Consider the following 18,200-nt stretch of genomic DNA (forward strand, 5'->3'; position numbering starts at 1 on the left):
TTATCTATTGAAATTTCTAAGGTTGTATTATGACATCTAAAACAATAAAAACAGCTAAGCCGAAGAAGGCCATGATGAGTGGCGCATTTTCGGTATTACAAAAAGTGGGTAAATCGGTTATGTTGCCGGTTTCTGTATTACCTGTCGCGGGTATTCTGTTAGGTGTTGGGAGCGCAGGTTTTAGCGTATTACCCGATATCGTCAATGTGTTAATGGTCCAAGCCGGGGAAGCTATCTTTGGCAACATGGGATTACTTTTCGCCATAGGTATTGCGTTAGGTTTTGCTAAAAATGATGGTGTGGCTGCTATGGCGGCGTTGGTTGGATACGCTATCATGGTTAGAACCATTGGTGTACTTGAACCAGGCACAGATGTCGGGGTGTTTGGCGGTATGATTGCAGGTGCAATTGCGGCTTCGACATTTAACCGCTTCTTTAAAATTCAATTGCCTTCTTATCTGGGCTTCTTTTCAGGTAAACGAAGTGTACCTATTATTACCGGTTTTGGAGCGATTTTTGCTGGCGTTATCTTATCGTTTATTTGGCCTCCGATAGGCAATGCTATTGCTGCATTTTCTCATTGGGCGGCATATCAAAATCCAACATTAGCCTTTGGTATTTACGGTGTGGTAGAACGCTCGTTAATTCCAGCTGGTTTGCACCATGTATGGAACGTGCCTTTCTTCTTCGAAGCGGGTAATTGTGTTGACAGTTTAGGTAAACCGGCAACAGGCGTACTGACATGTTATTTGCAAGCAGACGATGCTAGCCGAGCTGCGGGGAATGGTTTTGGTCAATTAGCCGGCGGTTACTTATTTAAAATGTTTGGTTTACCAGCTGCTGCAATGGCGATTTGGCATACTGCGCGCCCAGAAAATAGAGTGATGGTCGGCAGTATCATGATTTCGGCGGCGTTAACTGCATTCTTAACCGGGATCACTGAACCTATTGAGTTTGCTTTCTTATTTGCGGCACCGTTACTGTATGTTGTGCATGCATTAATGGCTGGTTTTGCTTATGTTTTAGTGAATATGTTGGGTGTGGTTCATGGAACCTCGTTTTCGCATGGCTTAATCGATTTCCTTGTTCTTTCTGGTCATTCGCAAAAAATCTGGTTATTGGTTGTTTTAGGCCTCATTTATGCTGTGCTGTATTACATGGTATTCAGATTCTTAATCTTAAAGTTCGATTTGAAAACGCCTGGACGCATGGATATTGAATTAGAGGTTGTATCAACACAAGGAACGGAAAGAGCGCGTAACTTTATTGAAGCCTTTGGTGGCCCTGAGAATTTAACCAATGTTGATTCTTGTATCACCCGTTTACGTATGGATGTGGTTGATACCAGTAAAGTGGATCAGGCGAGATTGAAGCAACTCGGCGCTAGTGGTGTGTTGATTTCAGGCAATGCCGTACAAGCTATTGTGGGAACTATCGCCGAAGTGTCACGCACTGAAATTGATGAAATGCTCGCTTCTGGTGGTTATGTTGTTGCTGGTCCTGTGGCAAGCACAGAAACGGATGCCGTTAACATTACGTCGAGTGATCGCCAGCAAGCGCTTGCCATTCAACCACTTTTAGGTGAGGTCAGTTCATGTCGTGCAATTGCGGATAACCGTTTACGCCTTGAAGTGAAAGATGCAAGTCAATTAGATAAGACGGCTTTGCAAGCTCAGGGAATTGAAGCCATATTGGTATTAAATCCGAATTTGGTGCATTTAATTTTTAGTGCCAATACTGCGGGTATCGCCAATGTATTGAACGAGACTTTTGCCGATTAAACCTGAGGTTCAAGCCATTAATAATGGTGTTTTTTACCTGTAAAGGTTAAATCAGTATCTACGTCCTCAAGCGCCTATTGATAGCCAATAGGCGCTTTTTTTAGTGTGGTGCCTGCCGTTTAGTCTCACTTATCGCATCTCTTATCTCGAGTGTTGAACGTACTATATTTACGTTTCACTCTCTAATTGACTCAAGTGCTGCTTAACCAGCGCTATCATTGCTTGCGCGGCAAAAGACAAATGTTTTTGCTTACGCCAAAACAATGATAATTCCCAGCGTAAGTCTTCACTTGCTAAAGGAATATTGACAACCGCGCCAACTCGGTATCGTTCGGCAATAATTTTTGGCAGTATCATGACTCCTGTGCCAGCGGCTACCAGGGCAATACCAAAATCAGCATGACTGACTCGAGTGATATTTGTTGGCTTAAATCCCGCCTTTGCACACGCTTCAAGTACCAGCTCATATAGGGCATATTCGGGTTCAAACATTACTTGAGCCAATAGATTAAGCTCACTGAGTTGGAGTATTGATTTACTCGCGAGCACATGGGCCGAAGGCAATACGACCACCATTGAATCATTACGGACGCGAATACCATCAAATTCATCGTCAAAATCAATGATGCCTGTTGCAAGTTCAATTTCATCTTTATGTAAGGCCACTGTTTGTTCAATCCCACCGCGCACCAGTAACTGTAATTCAACGTTAGGATGTAGCTGCCTAAATTTTGCTATTACTGGAGCAAATAATTCGGCGCTGCCTAAGGGAGCTAAGCCTAATTTAAGTAAACCGCCACTTAAATTTCGCAAATGATCCAGCTCGGTTATCATCAGTTGGCGACCTTCTAACAAAGTAGACGCATGGCGATAAACAACTTGCCCAGCTTCAGTTAAGCGGATCTGAGAGCCGCGTTTTCCGCGCTCTAGCAATACCATATCAAGTTCTTCTTCAAGCAAGCGTATTGCCTTTGAGAGAGCGGGTTGAGTAACAAATGCCGCATGACACGCTTTAGCGAAACCACCGGCGTTAACAACCTCAGTGAAATAGTGCAGTGCTTTAAGATCCATATACATAACCAAAAGTGATTCAATCAATCATTAATATTCATTTTTTTTATGAATTAAGCAAGAGTAAACTGTTCATATTAACTAAAAACACCCAGTGTGAAATCAAATGTTATCTTCATTAAATACCCATAGCGCCTTTTTAAAGTGCCAAACAACCTTATTCATTCAAGTGAGTGGTCTGTGCCTATTTGCTTGGTTATGTCAGTGGGCTGCTCAATCTGTTGATTCAATTATTCCTGGTAGCGTTATAGGCTTAGGCATTCTATTAGTCTTATTGTCATGCCACTGGGTACCCGAAAAAATCGTTAACCAAGGTTCAGCATGGTTAATTGGTGACTTACTGCTATTTTTTATTCCACCAGTTGTGGCGATTACCAAATATCAATTAATACTCGAAAGCTATGGTGCTGAGCTGATTGTATGCATGTTACTGGCCAGCACTAGCGTATTATTAGGCACGGCATTTATCGTTGATAAGTTATTTAAGTTTGAACGTAAACAAAGGTTAAACAGCATTACATCACAGCGCTTACACCTTAAAGAAACTCCGCTCAATTTTGAATACAATAGGCAGTAGCATGAATGGTTCATTATTAGGCTTTTTGTGTTTGTTACTCACATTGGCAGGCTATTACTTTAGTAAGCGACTTTATCTACGTCGGCAACGTGTTTGGTTTGCTCCGATCATAATGGCACCGACGATTATTTTGCTGACCGTAGTAATATTTCAAATCCCACTGGTTGACTACTTTCAATTTACCCATTGGCTACCCGCGTTATTAGCTCCTGCAACTATCGCGTTTGCGGTACCCATTTATCGGGAGCGCGCATTGATTAAGCGTTACCCATTAACCATCAGTATCGGGGTGATAGTAGGGTTATGTTTGGGCGTGGGATCGTCATGGTTGATTATTCAATTTACCCATATGCCGTCTGAGCTGTCTAAAAGCTTGATTGTTAGATCGGTTTCAACTCCGTTTGCGATAGAGGCCACGAGCGCATTTGGTGGCATACCGGAATTAACCGCGATGTTAGTTTTAGTGACAGGTATAATGGGCATGCTGATTTGCGATCCCCTTTTTAAAGCTGCGAACATAAAAAGCAGCTTAGCCAGAGGGATTTCTTTAGGTGCATCAGCACATGGCGCTGGAGCGGCTAAAGCGAATCAAATTGGCCGGGAAGAAGGCGTTATCGCCAGTTTAACCATGATTTTTACCGGTATTGCCATGGTCATTACCGCGCCCTTATTTGCATTGCTTTTTTAATCGCGAGTGTTTGGCTTTGTATATTGAAATCACAACAACCCCAATCGTAGGTTTACAGGTCGTACTCGCTAGTGATTTGATTGAGTCTAAATGTAAATTGATGATTCCCCAGAGCATAGGGTTAGCCCGATAAAAGCCATAATACAAATGCCGAGTTGATTAGCTTGTCGGGCTCCGAATTACTTGATGTCAATTGGAAGCGTGATGGTCATCATGGTTCACAAAAAAGTAATCTTGTATCTGTGTAGTTAATTAATATGACCTTAAGCCTCATTTAAATCATGGGGCTTTTTTGTTTGTAGCTAAGATATTCGGGTAACTGTGTGCTGGTCGTCAATCGCTTAATGGCCAGTGGTGCATATCGTGGCCATATGGCGATATCGCTGGGATGACAAACGATAATCAATATTCCAAAAACGCTGGGCTATCAATAAAGGTGTTGAGTGGGTTGCTCCATAGTCAGACAACTTTTTATTATTACTGCCAATCGTTATAGTGTGACGCAATAGTTGTATTTTAGTCGCAACTATTGATGGTACTATTTATTGTTAAGCTGCTCAGTAAAAACTAGATGGATTACTATGTTAAACGTTACCTCATTCTGATGTATCATTTACCACAGTGCGGCAAAATATATTGTTAATAATTAGTCGTATACGTGTTTAGTGCTTACGAGTGTTGTCTGGATATAGGATTTATGTGATGTGGTTTCAACGAGAGATAACACTTAAGCCTCACCGGCGTGGATTTCATTTAATCACTGATGAAGTGATTGCGAAGCTACCACAGCTAAGAGATATCAAGGTTGGCTTATTGCATGTGTTTATTCAGCATACTTCGGCATCACTGGCCATTAACGAAAATGCCGATCCGACAGTGCGTGGTGATATGGAGCGACATTTTAATGTGCTAGTACCAGAAGGTGCGCCATACTTTGAGCATACTTTTGAAGGGGCAGATGATATGCCTGCTCATATCAAGTCGACCTTGATTGGTTCTAGTCAGTCTATTCCAATTACCAACGGACGATTGAACCTAGGTCTCTGGCAAGGGCTATATTTATGCGAGCATCGTGATCATGCTGCGGCGCGCACGATTATTGTGACGCTTCAAGGTGAATGATTAAAAAGGTTAAATTGTAATACTTAGGTAACAAAGCTGTTTGTTTTATATGCATCTTTTGCGGTCAATGGTGACTTTGCTTGTGTAAGTAAATGTAAAGATGTTAAATTCATTCAGATAAGTGAGATGAAATGAATGTAACTTTTAGCTGCGAAATATTGATATAACATTTTGCAAATAAATGTTTTATATATAAAAAAACGGCCCTAAAATTCAAAAATGAATTACGCATAATAATAGGTGGGTTAACGTGATATCTGTATATTTGGTTGACGACCATGAACTCGTGAGAACGGGGATCCGTCGTATTTTGGAAGATGAACGCGGTATTAAAGTCATCGGTGAAGCGCCAGATGGAGAAACAGCAGTACAGTGGTCTCGACAGAATGAAGCTGATGTCATTTTAATGGACATGAATATGCCAGGTATGGGCGGCTTAGAAGCTACCCGTAAAATTTTACGTTATCAACCAGATGCAAAAATTATCGTGTTAACGGTGCAGACTGAAGACCCATTTCCGACCAAAGTGATGCAGGCGGGAGCTTCTGGTTATTTGACCAAAGGGTCAACATCACCTGAAGTGTTGCGTGCTATTACTCAAGTGGCCCGTGGTCAGCGGTATTTATCGCCTGAAATTGCTCAGCAAATGGCGTTGAGCCAATTTAATCACTCTGATGAGAACCCATTTAGCAGTTTGTCTGAACGTGAATTACAAATCATGATGATGATTACTAATGGCGAGAAGGTGAATGACATTTCTGAAAAATTAAATTTAAGCCCGAAAACCGTCAATAGCTATCGTTATCGGTTATTCGCTAAGCTTGGGATCGGCGGTGACGTTGAGTTAACCCGTTTAGCTATCCGTTACAAAATGCTTGATACAGGTTCATTTTAGTCAGGAATAGTGTATTCCTCGCAACGCATTAAGTAGCTTTAATCATGTCCAGTGGTTTTAACGCCAAATCTTTTTTAAAAAATGTTACCTCAGCACCTGGTGTTTATCGTATGTACGATAAGCGCCAGCAGGTTATTTATGTTGGTAAGGCCAAAGATCTCAAAAAACGCCTGACTTCTTATTTTCGAGCTAACATTGCCAATGTAAAAACTCAAGCATTGGTCTCGCATATCGATCATATTGATGTAACCGTTACGCACAGCGAAACCGATGCGTTATTACTTGAAAACGATTACATCAAACAGTACATGCCTAAATACAATGTGTTGCTGCGTGATGATAAGTCTTATCCGTATATTTTATTGAGCGGCCATAAGCATCCTCGATTGGCATATCATCGCGGTCCAAAGCGTGAAAAAGGCCATTATTTTGGTCCTTATCCCAATGGCGGCGCAGTGCGTGAAAGTTTGCACTTAATGCAAAAACTGTTTCCTATCCGCCAGTGTGATGATTTGTACTATAAATCGCGTTCTCGTCCTTGCTTACAGTATCAACTGGATCGTTGCAGTGCGCCTTGTGTGGGGATTGTCAGTGATGAGGAATACAGTGAGCAGGTCAAATTAGCCAGTTTATTTTTACGCGGCAAAGACAAGCAAGTGATATCTCAGCTGGTGGCGAAAATGGAAACCGCTGCAATTGAGATGGAATACGAACGAGCGGCTCAGTATCGTGACCAAATTACCGCATTAAGGCGTGTAGCAGAGCAGCAAGAAGTGTCTAATCATAAAGGTGATATGGATGTCATTGGTGTCGATTACGCCTCTGGTATTGCCTGTTTTCATCTATTGTTCATTCGCGACGGTAAAATATTTGGCAGTCGTAGTTATTATCCTTCTGTACCAGCAGAAACTGAAATCGAAGAAGTGCTGTCGTCATTTTTAGGTCAGTTTTATTTAAACGCGGATATCCAGCGCACTATTCCTAAAGAAGTCATTCTCAGCCATCACTTTGATGGTATAAAAGAGTTGGAAGCATCGATAGAGCATGCACTGGATAAAAAGTTTGAGTTAAAAACCCAAGTGCGTGGCGACAGAGCTAATTTCTTACGCTTAGCGATGACCAATGCGAGTAATGCTGTTGCCACCAGGTTGTCGCATAAAAACACGGTTGAGCAACGATTCCAATTGCTTGAAGAGGCACTTGAGCTTAATGAGCCGATTAAGCGAATGGAATGTTTTGATATTAGCCACACTATGGGCGAAAGCACTGTTGCCTCCTGTGTGGTGTTTAATCGTGAAGGGCCACATAAAGCCGATTATCGCCGCTACAACATTACTGGCATCACGGGGGGAGATGATTATGCAGCGATGGAACAAGCAATCAGTCGTCGCTTCGACAAAATTGATAATAATGGCAAAATACCTGACTTAGTCTTTATTGACGGTGGTATTGGTCAATTAAGAGTGGCGCAAACGATTGTCGATGAGAAGTGTGTCAATATCGACCATCCACCGTTACTCATTTGTGTGACCAAAGGTGAGGGCCGTAAAGCAGGGCTTGAAACCTTTATTGTTGGTGGCAGTGAGCAAAGTTTTGATATTGCGAGTGATTCACCAGCATTTCATTTAATGTTGCATATTCGTGATGAGTCCCATCGCTTTGCGATTACCGGGCATCGTAATAAACGTCAGAAAACGCGTAACACCTCAACCTTAGAATCTATCGCCGGAGTCGGGCCTAAAAGACGTAAAGCTTTGTTGCAACATTTAGGCGGAATACAAGAGGTGAAGGGCGCTAGCGTGGCAGAATTGACAAAAGTTCCCGGAATTAGCTTAGAAATGGCACAAACAATTCATGATGCATTGCGAGGGGGCTAAAATTAAGGCAAGATTGGCGCTGCTTCTGACAAATTGGTCTTTTTATGCCGTTTAATTTACCTATTGCACTGACATTATTCCGTATTGCTTTGTTACCTGTATTCATCGCGGTTTTCTATTTACCATATTCATGGGCACCATTTGTTTCGGCATTTATTTTTTGGCTGGCCGCTTTGACCGATTGGTTAGACGGCTACGCTGCTCGTAAACTCGGCCAATTAACCCGATTTGGGGCTTTTTTAGATCCTGTAGCTGACAAAGTGATGGTGTCGACAGCATTAGTGTTGTTGGTTCAGCAAAATGACAATGTGTATTTAACCTTAGCTGCATTATTTATGATTGGCCGCGAAATTGTTATTTCAGCCTTGCGTGAATGGATGGCTGAAATAGGTAAACGCGGTGTTGTTGCGGTGTCTTGGATCGGTAAATACAAAACAGCCACGCAAATGATCGCCATTATTGGATTAATTTGGAAGCCTACACCTTGGTTAACTGATGTGGCTTATGGGTTGTTTTATATTGCAGCAGCGCTGACGTTCTGGTCGATGATGAGTTACATTTCAGCAGCTTGGAAAGATTTAACGGCAGAATAGCGTAATAATAGTTCAATAAGATTATTTAGTGTGCAAACAGTCAAAAATGCATAAATCAATAATTGACACACGAGGTTAATTCGGTAGAATGCCACCCCGTAGACAAGTGATGAGTCAACAACAAACCCTAGGGCGCGATGTTAACCAACACGATTTATGAATAGTTAGCTCAGTTAGATAGGTTGAAAAACGATACCTTTCTTTTTGATGTAATGAAGCATAAAAATGATTGAATACGCGACATTAGCTCAGTTGGTAGAGCGATACCTTGCCAAGGTATAGGTCATCGGTTCGAACCCGATATGTCGCTCCAATTTCTTATCTTATCCGATGGATTTGAATTTGGTTAAAGATGGCGCGATGGCAGAATGGCTATGCTACGGATTGCAAATCCGTCTATCTCGGTTCGACTCCGGGTCGCGCCTCCACAAAATTGCGTTTAATGGTTACTTTTAGTAGCGGTTAAAACAACACTTTGCCCGAGTGGTGGAATCGGTAGACACAAGGGATTTAAAATCCCTCGCTGAATAAGCGTGCCGGTTCAAGTCCGGCCTCGGGTACCATCATTTACATACGTAAGTATGGTGTAAAAAAGCCTCAACATTAGTTGGGGCTTTTTTACGTCTGCAATTTGGCTTATATATTCAAAGGTAAGAAGATATACGCAGAGAAGATAAAATCCCTCGCGCTCTGGTTGAACATCAGGCGTACAGGCGCAAGTCCGGCCTCGGGTACCATCATTTACATACGTAAGTATGGTGTAAAAAAGCCTCAACATTAGTTGGGGTTTTTTACGTCTGCAATTTGGCTTATATATTCAAAGGTAAGAAGATATAAGCAGAGAAGATAAAATCCCTCGCGCTCTGGTTGAACATCAGGCGTGCCGGTTCAAGTCCGGCCTCGGGTACCATCATTTACATACGTAAGTATGGTGTAAAGAAGCCTCAACATTAGTTGGGGCTTTTTTACGTCTGCAATTTGGCTTATATATTCAAAGGTAAGAAGACATAAGCAGTGAAGATAAAATCCCTCGCGCTCTGGTTGAACATCAGACGTACAGGCGCAAGTCCGGCCTCGGGTACCATTATAATCTCTAGCAATAGAGAGTGGTGTGTCGAGAACCTAGATACTAGAGCGGACTTCGTCCTGCTAGTTCGCTACGCGGCTATAAGCGCGGGTGATTCGGAAAGTAGGTAGGTTGTTTGGTTTCACAATTAGCACAGTGATATTTATGTATGATGTGACCATAGAATGTTAGTTACATGTCATTTTCTTCAACGTCCTCAAGTTCAGAATTGAATCTCACTTTTTACAAGCAAGGTATGTAACACATTTGTGCTCGAAGTTTTTTGGCCTTCGAATGAAGGTTTGGCATTTTTTATGTTTGGTTGAGTAGTGTTTAGCTGAGTGGGTATTGGTTAAATGGGTTTGAAGCTTGTACCTTCATTGTCGTCAATCACCTGCAGTGGGCTTATGTGCAGATACTGCTTCGGGACGCTTTGCGCCATCCATGGCCGCTTAACGAAAACGTCCCTGTTTTCGATACCCTCAGTCGCATCTACACTGGTTCATACTATCTCTTCGATTTAGCTTCATTTGGTACGAATGTTAAGTTAAAAACTAACTTGGTTTTGCCCCATTACGCCTTAGGTATCACAATACAGTTTTCTATTAATAGTATTAAAAAATCAATGATTTAAATATTATTATGTAATTTAATAAATTTGCAGTTTTATTTTTATGGAGAAATTAATTGCTTGAAGTTATACGTTTTATGGAAAGTTGAATATACATAACTTGAAGCAAATATTCTCGTTTATCTAATTATCGCTTTACCTAGTCGAAAGTATGATTGTTTTAATGCAATTTAATTGGTTTTTTACTAAAACTATTAATAATTAAAGTATCAAAGTCGGTTTATCCTGATGTGAACCAGAATGTTTATCAGAGTTATCGCTAATATGTTGGGCCTACGGAGGTCATGTGCCATTAATTAACTATCCTTCAACATGTGACCTAAAAGCCATTTTTAAATTTTGTGATGAGATTGAAGAATGCTCAGGAGAGAAAGAGGTTGTAATTAATTTTTCCAGTATGGGACGGATAGAGCCATTTACGATGGTTTATGTTGCAAAATTTATCAGGGAATTTAATCGACGAAACAAAGACACTGTAGTTTCTTGTTGCGGCTATGAATATAAGGATTATGCAGCAAATATGGCGTTCTTTAGAGCTTTCGGGCTCAAGTATGGCAGAGAGCCTAATTGCGTTGATGGAAATGATAAGTTTGTTCCTTATACAATTCTCCGAGTGCAAACTATTGTCGATGAGGCCACTAATGAGTGGGAAGCAGAACAGGAAATTATAGAGCGTCGATCAGCTCAGCTTGCTGGAATTTTGACTCGACAGAATAACGGAAATCTTGTTGATGCGCTTACATTTTCAATACGTGAGATCATGCGCAATGTATATGAGCACAGCAAGTCGAAGAGTTTAGAGTATTGCGCGCAGTATTGGCCTATCTATAACAAAGTTGAGATTGCTATTATTGACCATGGAATAGGTCTGAAAGCTTCCCTTAAGAATAACCCTCATGTTCAAATTGACACTCATTGTGATGCTATTCAGCAAGCTTTAATGCCCGCAATTTCTAGTAAAAATTATAAAGGAGCATTTATAGATACAAAGAACCCTTGGCATAACTCAGGGTTTGGGCTGTATATGAATAATAGAATTTGCCGTTTAGGTGGCAGTTTTCTGATCTGTTCTGGTGATCACGGAATTAAGCTCGATGATAGTGGAAAAGAACATATTGAACTTTCGCATGTATGCCGAGGTACGGCAGTTCGAATGGTTCTGAATACAAGCAAGTTGACTGAGCTAAGTTCAATGCTTGCCAAATTTAGAGATGAAGGATATGACGTAGCAAAGCAAATTAAAGGGGTTGGTATGTATGAGGCTTCTGCTGCATCCCAAATGTTATCTAGAGATTTTGATAAAAATGCCTAACAATATTTGCAGTTATGCATAGTGTTACGATATGGCAGATTATCATCGATTTATTAATACCACGATTCAAATTGAGACCTAAGCCTTGACTCACTTTTGTCCATAAATGATTTAGATTCCTTGATTGAAAAAGCCTAAATTCAGCTTTGCACTTGAGGCCGTTGAAGAAAATAGCGTGAGCCTGACAGGACGTCAGGCTAGCTTTCGTTGGCCATGGATGGCCTATCGGAAGCGATAGCATTTTCGAATAAGGCCGAAGCAGTCTGCAAATGTAGGTCAAAGTTAAATCTGACCCCATGGCGACTTTTCGCAGCTGTTGTTTTGTAAAAAGCGAAAATGTTGCGGGGCGGCTGGGAGTTCCAAGAGGGAACAGCCGTTGGTTTCCTCTTGGTCTGGTGTGGGCGAAGCGCCACGACGTGAGTGGCCGTAGGCCATGAGTACAAAAGTACAAAGAAAACACCGGGATCCCGGCTTGAAAACACTGCCGGGATGACGAAAAGGTCGCTAACAAGCTATAAACATCGAAGTTATTATGAGTCTGTGCTCTACAACGCCAACAGTTGTGGTAAATATTCACTGTCTAATGCGGCAATCTCAACTTGCTCACTCAGGACATCATGTAATATTTGATGACTGGTCAACGGATTAGCGAGTACCACACGAAATACTGTGGTTTGTTGGCGCAAGTATTTTGCCGGTTTAATCCGTGTTCGTGACACAAATGATTTGCCTTGTTCACGTTGATGTTTTTGAATGAATTGAGTTAATCCATCCAGTAGTTCGTTGATTGTTGCAACTAACTCAGTGTCTTGATTCGATATAGCTGTTGTTAATATTGCTTGTACCGATGCGGGGACGTAGCGATAGGTTAGTAAACATAACTCAGGCGCAGTGACTAATTCAAAATCCTTATGTTGCTCAATAATCGTTGCAAAATAACGGGCTTTTTCTAGGCTGTTATTAATGAGTATTTCATAGCCATCGCGACCAATTATCTGTAGGCAAGCGTGCACTAACATCGCCATGCCTGGGCGCGAACCTTCCAGCGTTTGACTGCCTAAATCTTTTGAACCCACGCGTAAAATATATTCAGCATGATGCACAATTGCTTTGGCCAGTTCTGGGTCTTTAAATAGCACCATACCGGCGCCCATTGGCACGTACATTTGCTTATGGGCGTCGATCGTGACTGAGTCAGCTAGCTCGATGCCTTTTAGTAAGTGGCGATATTTGTTGGATAATAAACTGGCGCCGCCCCAAGCAGCATCGACATGAAAGTGACAATTTAACTCGCAGGCTAAAGCGGCTAACTCAGTTAATGGATCGACATTACCGGTTTCGGTTGTGCCAGCCACGCCGACAATCGCCATCACTTTGATATTTTGTTGTGCTAGTTTAGCCGCGGTTGCACGCATGGCAGCAACATCGACTTTATGATGTTCATCCGTAGGGATACTAATGATGTTATCTCGGCCAATACCTAATAAATCGGCCGTTTTCCCTAATGAGTAATGACCCCGATCAGACACTAATATGGCAAGGTCATCATAACCATAAAATCGTAATGCTTTGGTCATGCCTTCACGAGTAATACCTTTAAATTCGCCGCTAGGTTGCAATAATCGGTTTCGGGCTATCCACAGGGCGGTAATGTTGGCTACCGTGCCACCTGAACAAAATGCGCCTAGCGAATGATTTGCGCTGTGCATCCATTGGTCATAAAAGTCGTTTGATTGTTGATAAACCAAGTGGTGCATCATGCCTAATACTTGGCGCTCAAGAGGCGTAAAGGCTTTTGATGTTTCGATTTTAACCAAGTTTTGGTTCAGTCCCACCATCATCTTCGACAGCGGTAACACAAAATAAGGCAATGCTGATGTCATATGACCAATAAAACTCGGTGCAGCGGTATGAACTGAGTGCGCCACTAAATTTTGCATGATTTCGTCGGCATAATCAGAAACGAACTTAGGATCGGTGGGGATCTGATAAGCGTTAAAATCGGTTTCTATTTCTGATAGCGGCTTTTCCAGTGCGGCGATGCTGTTACCTAAAAACCCTGCAAGGTCTTGTGACAACTTCTGTTCAATAATGCTCAACGTCGAGGTTGAATCTTCAGGTGCGGTAAAAATACGCAGTAAGCTGTCTTCTGAAGCGTATGCTTGACGGGTGATTTTCGAGGTCATTTTGCTTGCCGTAATGATGAAAACTCCATCCTGTTAGCATTGACTGATGCATTACGATTAACGCTGCACCTTCAGGACGAAATGAGGGTGCTAACTTTACTGTATGGCTGGTTAGGCTTCAAGTATTTATCGTGTTAATGCTGATGGTTAGGGTAGAAAAAATACTGATGACTGCTTATCTGTTGTGGTCAGAATACTCTTGGTGATAATGCAGATGACATTGTGGTTATTGGTCGGCGCATGTGTGACTCGAGATCAATACTAGGTTATTAATCTAAAATGGATATCAATAGGGGAGCCATACTGCGATAAATGCTGCTTAGCATTGTAAAGTCAGCATAAATATCAATTGATATTTATGCTGACAGGATTACTTTTTCACTAATGATAATGACAACATTGCCGCAATATTACGGGCGGTATTGGTGAGATTCACCTGTGCTTCAGACAACACTTGTTCTAATGGCTGTAGTGCCGGAATAATAGCGAAAATAGCGTGCATGCCTTCGGCTAAAATCGCATCTGCATTTGGGCCTAGGCATCCGGAAATGCCAATCACTGGGATATTGAGCTGTTTAGCGACATGTAATACGCCCATGGGGGTTTTACCAAACACAGTTTGACCATCAATACGACCTTCACCTGTGATGACTAAATCGGCATTGTGGCAATACTCTGCTAATTTTACACTGTTGGTGACAATATCGACCCCAGGTTTTAGGGAGGCATTTAATATTGTCATCACCCCAAAACCCATACCTCCAGCCGCGCCAGCCCCAGGGTGCAGTTGGCAGTGAGTATCAACAGATTGATAAAGTTGTTGATTAACCGTGTGAGCAAAATGGCCTAGAGCATGATCGAGCTGTTCAATCATCTCGGTTGTGGCCCCTTTTTGTGGACCAAAAATCGCACTGGCACCGCGAGGACCACACAATGGGTTATCGACATCGCAAGCTACCTCAATAACACACTCTTTTATGGCAGGATGGCACGACTGAACATCAATATGATGCAATGCGGCAAGGGCTGCGCCACCAAAAGGCAGTGGCTCATTAGCCATATTGCTAAGTGTTACCCCTAAGGCTTGCATCATTCCTGCGCCTGCATCATTGGTGGCACTGCCACCTAAACCTAAGATGATATGACGGATGCCGCGATTTAACGCATCGGCAATTAATTCACCTGTGCCAAAGCTGGTGGTCAATAACGGATTGCGTTGATTGACGGGCACCAGATGTAGCCCTGATGCCGCAGCCATTTCAATCACTGCAGTTTGCTTACCGTCTTCATAGAGTTGCCCCAACACACCGTAAAAAGCGTCAACAGGTAACCCCAGCGGGCCAGTAACAGTAAGATTAATGATTTGCCCTTGAGTAGCATCAACCATGGCTTGTACTGTACCTTCACCGCCGTCTGCCATCGGCACTTTGCAATATTGTGCATCAGGAAACACCTGTTTAAAGCCATCTTCAATGGCATTAGCCACTTCAAGGGCGCTTAAGCTTTCTTTAAATGAATCTGGAGCAATAACGATTTTCATATAAGACTCTGAATAATAAATTACAGTAAAATTAAGCTCAGTAGATAAACGGTGATCATCGCCGTGATACCTTGAATTAATGTCGCCATGGTTTGCGCGCGGTAAGCTTGTTTGACGCTCATGCGGCTAAACTGAGTCACAACCCAGAAGAAACTGTCGTTGGCATGTGACACTGTCATTGCCCCTGCGCCAATGGCCATAACGGTAAGAACGCGGCCCATTTCTGAGGCTAAGCCTATATCGCCTAACAATGGTGCCACTAAGGCCGAGGTGGCGACTAAGGCAACGGTTGATGATCCTTGTGCCGATTTGAGCGCGGCCGCGACGATAAATGGCATAAAAATACCCACGCCCAATGCCGATAAACTGCTACCCAAAAATGCACCAATTTCAGTGGCTTTTAACACCGCGCCGAAGGCTCCACCAGCACCGGTGATCAATAGAATTGGCGCCGAAACCACTAAGCCTTGGCTAATACGTTCACTAAACTCTTTAACTTTTTCAGTCCCTTTAAGTAAAAATAATGATAAAAATAAGCCAATCATTAAGGCGTTTACCGGTTGGCCTAAAAAGACTAATAAATCGAATAAACCTTGTTCACCAAGCGGTTTTGAAGGGAAATTGGCAATAGAACCTAAACAAATGAAGATAATAGGCACAAAAATTGGCGCAAAGGCTTTTAGCGGGCTAGGTAATTCGCCGTATGCCTTTTTCAGATCGTCAAAGTCTGGTAGTTGTGCATTAAGTTCTTCAGCCCCTTCGCCGTCAGGTTGTTCGTTGGCAAAACGGTTGGCCCATAACATACCTGCAAAAGCGGCAATCGCGGCAACAAACACACCGACGGCAATAACTAACCCCAGTTGTGATTCAAGGCCTAAGTTACCTGCAGCTGCAATTGGGCCTGGCGTTGGCGGTACAAAGGTATGAGTAGCATATAACCCAGTTGCTAAGGCGACACTCATGGCAACCTGAGACACTTTCATGCGGTTAGCCATTGATTGCTTTAATGAGTTTAAAATCACAAACCCTGAATCACAAAACACAGGGATAGACACCAAATAGCCAATCATTGACATGGTTAAGGTTGGAAAGCGTTGACCAAACAATTTAATGACAACATCTGCCATGGTGATTGCTGCGCCGCTTTTTTCAAGGATAGTGCCAATAATTGTTCCTAATACAATGACTAGGCCTATATAACCTAAAATTCCACCAAAACCACCTGTGATGGTTTTAGCGATTTCGTTACTGGGTAAGCCATAAGCAAATGCGGTGAGAAACGACGCTAAGATAAGGGTTAAAAAAGGGTGAAGTTTGAATCTGGAGGTGGCGATGACGATGAAGGCGATCACGCCGAGTAAGATCAAGATTAGTCCCATAGAGTACTCGTTATTTATTGTTATTGGAGTGGTTTAGTTATTCATCATAGTAAACCTTTAGTGATAAATTACTTTGTTCATCCGCACTAATAACAATGCTCAAATAGACTATTTTTGTACTAATGCACAACTAAGCGCTGGGCTGGTGGATGAGCTGACCTAAATACAAACTCAGTAATCCATTAAAGCTGTGCAAATCAATATTGGTGATGGTTTGAATTTTATCTAATCGATAACGTAATGTGTTTCTATGGATAAATAGACTGTTAGCACAGGTTTGTATATCACCCATATGTTCAAGATACGCGGCGAGTGTTTTTTGTAATTGTTGGTTTTTATCTACTTCAATCAGTTTCATATAGGGACTTGCCAGTGCGTTACCGCGCCAGTGATGACGTAAGCCGGATAACAGCACCTGTAAGCTGTAATCTTGGTATAAATATTTGCTTTTTTGCGGATGCAGTTTCTTGCCAATGTCCATGGTTTCTTTGGCCGTACGGTAAGAGTAACTGATGCCTAAATCACCACTGAAATAATGGCCTAAGGAAATGTGCAAGCTAAGCTGCATGTTCGCGGGCAAGCGTTTGAGTAATTTATTGATGCGTTGATTTTCAAGTTCAGGATCAAATTGTTTTCCGTCTAAAAAAGCGGGTTTCAAAATAACCAGCTGAGTGAGCGACGTCATGGCAATTAAGTTATCTCGTACCGGATTTTGTAATAAATACAGAACTTGTTTCAATGCCTGGTTGTCTTGCTGATACAAAGGGTTATGACTGTCGAGTTCAATAATCGCCGCCACTCTAGGTACGCTAAAATCGATACCTAATTGCAGCGCCCATTGTTTTAATGAGGGTAAGTCTTGCTCATTTGCATGTATCAATTGAGCAATAAACTCTTCTTTTTGACGGTTTTGCCATTGTAATTGTTCTTGTAGGTTAGCTTGTTCAACAATCATTTCGGCAGTCATTTTAAGTAGCTCACCATAGTGGCTCAATGTGTCTGGTTCACCCGTGATACCAATCACACCAACAACTTGACCTTGATAATGTAATGGCAAATTAAGCCCGGGCTTCACCCCTTGTAAATTTGAAGCGATGGTTTGATTGATTTCAACATTGCGATTTTGGCTAATAGCCAATAATGCGCCCTCATGTATGGTGCCAATTCGCTCGACTTCGCCTGAACCTAGTATGACGGCTTGCGCATTCATAACATTGATATTATGGCCAATAATTTTCATGGTCCGGTTGACAATTTTAGCGGCAATTTGGGTATCAATCTGAAACATGAATTTCTCTGAGTCATCAATATCGGTATTGAATGATACCTGATGTTGCTTAAGTAGTGGGAGTTGGTTGATGTGAATATGGACTTGATGAGTAAAAAGTCCGTTACTGTTAATCCTAAACAATGCGCCTATAAAGCACCTGAACATAACCGATAAGATAATAAAGATTAGCAGTGCTAATTTTGACGGGGGAG

The 18,200-nt window shown here is 42.1% G+C and carries 13 protein-coding genes and 3 tRNA genes; 11 read left to right on the forward strand and 5 right to left on the reverse strand.

Annotation, left to right across the window (positions count from 1 at the left end):
* The first annotated feature begins 29 nt into the window (after positions 1-29).
* Positions 30-1,781 carry a PTS glucose transporter subunit IIBC gene (gene ptsG / locus H5164_RS02700; protein WP_124016352.1) on the forward strand — a complete coding sequence of 584 codons (1,752 nt, stop codon included), beginning with the start codon at positions 30-32 and terminating at the stop codon, positions 1,779-1,781.
* Between the two features lie 168 nt (positions 1,782-1,949).
* Here ptsG and H5164_RS02705 read toward each other — a convergent pair whose 3' ends face one another.
* A complete protein-coding gene (locus tag H5164_RS02705; protein WP_182754639.1) occupies positions 1,950-2,852 on the reverse strand; it encodes a LysR family transcriptional regulator in 903 nt (300 codons plus the stop codon).
* A gap of 106 nt (positions 2,853-2,958) precedes the next feature.
* Here H5164_RS02705 and H5164_RS02710 point away from each other — a divergent pair, with 106 nt between their 5' ends.
* The 10 genes from H5164_RS02710 (at position 2,959) to H5164_RS02755 (ending at position 11,613) form a co-directional block, all read left to right on the forward strand.
* Positions 2,959-3,429: a CidA/LrgA family protein gene (locus H5164_RS02710; RefSeq protein WP_182754641.1), complete on the forward strand. Its 471-nt coding sequence runs from the start codon at positions 2,959-2,961 to the stop codon at positions 3,427-3,429.
* A 1-nt stretch (position 3,430) separates the two neighbouring features.
* Positions 3,431-4,117, forward strand: coding sequence for an LrgB family protein (locus H5164_RS02715; protein WP_182754643.1), 687 nt, complete (start codon positions 3,431-3,433; stop codon positions 4,115-4,117).
* Positions 4,118-4,819: 702 nt separating this feature from the next.
* Positions 4,820-5,239 (forward strand): secondary thiamine-phosphate synthase enzyme YjbQ, encoded by a 420-nt coding sequence (locus tag H5164_RS02720; protein ID WP_182742643.1) that lies wholly within the window; start codon positions 4,820-4,822, stop codon positions 5,237-5,239.
* A gap of 250 nt (positions 5,240-5,489) precedes the next feature.
* On the forward strand, positions 5,490-6,134 hold the full coding sequence (uvrY, locus tag H5164_RS02725) for a UvrY/SirA/GacA family response regulator transcription factor (protein ID WP_011638098.1): 645 nt from the start codon (positions 5,490-5,492) through the stop codon (positions 6,132-6,134).
* A 44-nt stretch (positions 6,135-6,178) separates the two neighbouring features.
* Positions 6,179-8,011 (forward strand): excinuclease ABC subunit UvrC, encoded by a 1,833-nt coding sequence (gene uvrC, locus H5164_RS02730; RefSeq protein WP_124016365.1) that lies wholly within the window; start codon positions 6,179-6,181, stop codon positions 8,009-8,011.
* Positions 8,012-8,055: 44 nt separating this feature from the next.
* A complete protein-coding gene (gene pgsA / locus H5164_RS02735; protein WP_124016366.1) occupies positions 8,056-8,604 on the forward strand; it encodes a CDP-diacylglycerol--glycerol-3-phosphate 3-phosphatidyltransferase in 549 nt (182 codons plus the stop codon).
* A 237-nt stretch (positions 8,605-8,841) separates the two neighbouring features.
* Positions 8,842-8,917 (forward strand) — tRNA-Gly (locus H5164_RS02740).
* Between the two features lie 41 nt (positions 8,918-8,958).
* Positions 8,959-9,032, forward strand: a tRNA-Cys gene (locus H5164_RS02745).
* A gap of 49 nt (positions 9,033-9,081) precedes the next feature.
* A tRNA-Leu gene (locus H5164_RS02750) sits at positions 9,082-9,167 on the forward strand.
* A gap of 1,420 nt (positions 9,168-10,587) precedes the next feature.
* The gene (locus H5164_RS02755; protein ID WP_182754645.1) at positions 10,588-11,613 is read left to right on the forward strand and encodes a hypothetical protein; all 1,026 of its coding nucleotides are present in this window, start codon (positions 10,588-10,590) and stop codon (positions 11,611-11,613) included.
* Positions 11,614-12,158: 545 nt separating this feature from the next.
* On the opposite strand, the gene panP is transcribed toward H5164_RS02755, so the two are convergent.
* From panP to H5164_RS02775, 4 genes are all read right to left on the reverse strand, one after another.
* Positions 12,159-13,799: a pyridoxal-dependent aspartate 1-decarboxylase PanP gene (panP, locus tag H5164_RS02760; RefSeq protein WP_182754647.1), complete on the reverse strand. Its 1,641-nt coding sequence runs from the start codon at positions 13,797-13,799 to the stop codon at positions 12,159-12,161.
* Between the two features lie 370 nt (positions 13,800-14,169).
* Positions 14,170-15,339: a glycerate kinase gene (locus H5164_RS02765; protein WP_182754649.1), complete on the reverse strand. Its 1,170-nt coding sequence runs from the start codon at positions 15,337-15,339 to the stop codon at positions 14,170-14,172.
* Between the two features lie 20 nt (positions 15,340-15,359).
* Positions 15,360-16,718, reverse strand: coding sequence for a GntP family permease (locus H5164_RS02770; protein ID WP_124016374.1), 1,359 nt, complete (start codon positions 16,716-16,718; stop codon positions 15,360-15,362).
* 130 nt (positions 16,719-16,848) lie between these two features.
* Positions 16,849-18,006 carry a sugar diacid recognition domain-containing protein gene (locus H5164_RS02775; protein ID WP_124016375.1) on the reverse strand — a complete coding sequence of 386 codons (1,158 nt, stop codon included), beginning with the start codon at positions 18,004-18,006 and terminating at the stop codon, positions 16,849-16,851.
* Positions 18,007-18,200: the final 194 nt, after the last annotated feature.

Source organism: Shewanella sp. SG41-3, from assembly GCF_014164545.1.
Taxonomy (GTDB): Bacteria; Pseudomonadota; Gammaproteobacteria; order Enterobacterales; family Shewanellaceae; genus Shewanella; species Shewanella vesiculosa.

Bases quoted from the DNA above. Each gene is read 5' to 3' on its own strand.
- H5164_RS02765 (WP_182754649.1), bottom strand. From the start codon at position 15,339: ATGAAAATCGTTATTGCTCCAGATTCATTTAAAGAAAGCTTAAGCGCC.
- pgsA (WP_124016366.1), top strand. From the start codon at position 8,056: ATGCCGTTTAATTTACCTATTGCACTGACATTATTCCGTATTGCTTTG.
- H5164_RS02705 (WP_182754639.1), bottom strand. From the start codon at position 2,852: ATGGATCTTAAAGCACTGCACTATTTCACTGAGGTTGTTAACGCCGGT.
- H5164_RS02715 (WP_182754643.1), top strand. From the start codon at position 3,431: ATGAATGGTTCATTATTAGGCTTTTTGTGTTTGTTACTCACATTGGCA.
- H5164_RS02770 (WP_124016374.1), bottom strand. From the start codon at position 16,718: ATGGGACTAATCTTGATCTTACTCGGCGTGATCGCCTTCATCGTCATC.
- ptsG (WP_124016352.1), top strand. From the start codon at position 30: ATGACATCTAAAACAATAAAAACAGCTAAGCCGAAGAAGGCCATGATG.
- H5164_RS02720 (WP_182742643.1), top strand. From the start codon at position 4,820: ATGTGGTTTCAACGAGAGATAACACTTAAGCCTCACCGGCGTGGATTT.
- H5164_RS02775 (WP_124016375.1), bottom strand. From the start codon at position 18,006: ATGTTTCAGATTGATACCCAAATTGCCGCTAAAATTGTCAACCGGACC.
- panP (WP_182754647.1), bottom strand. From the start codon at position 13,799: ATGACCTCGAAAATCACCCGTCAAGCATACGCTTCAGAAGACAGCTTA.
- uvrC (WP_124016365.1), top strand. From the start codon at position 6,179: ATGTCCAGTGGTTTTAACGCCAAATCTTTTTTAAAAAATGTTACCTCA.
- H5164_RS02710 (WP_182754641.1), top strand. From the start codon at position 2,959: ATGTTATCTTCATTAAATACCCATAGCGCCTTTTTAAAGTGCCAAACA.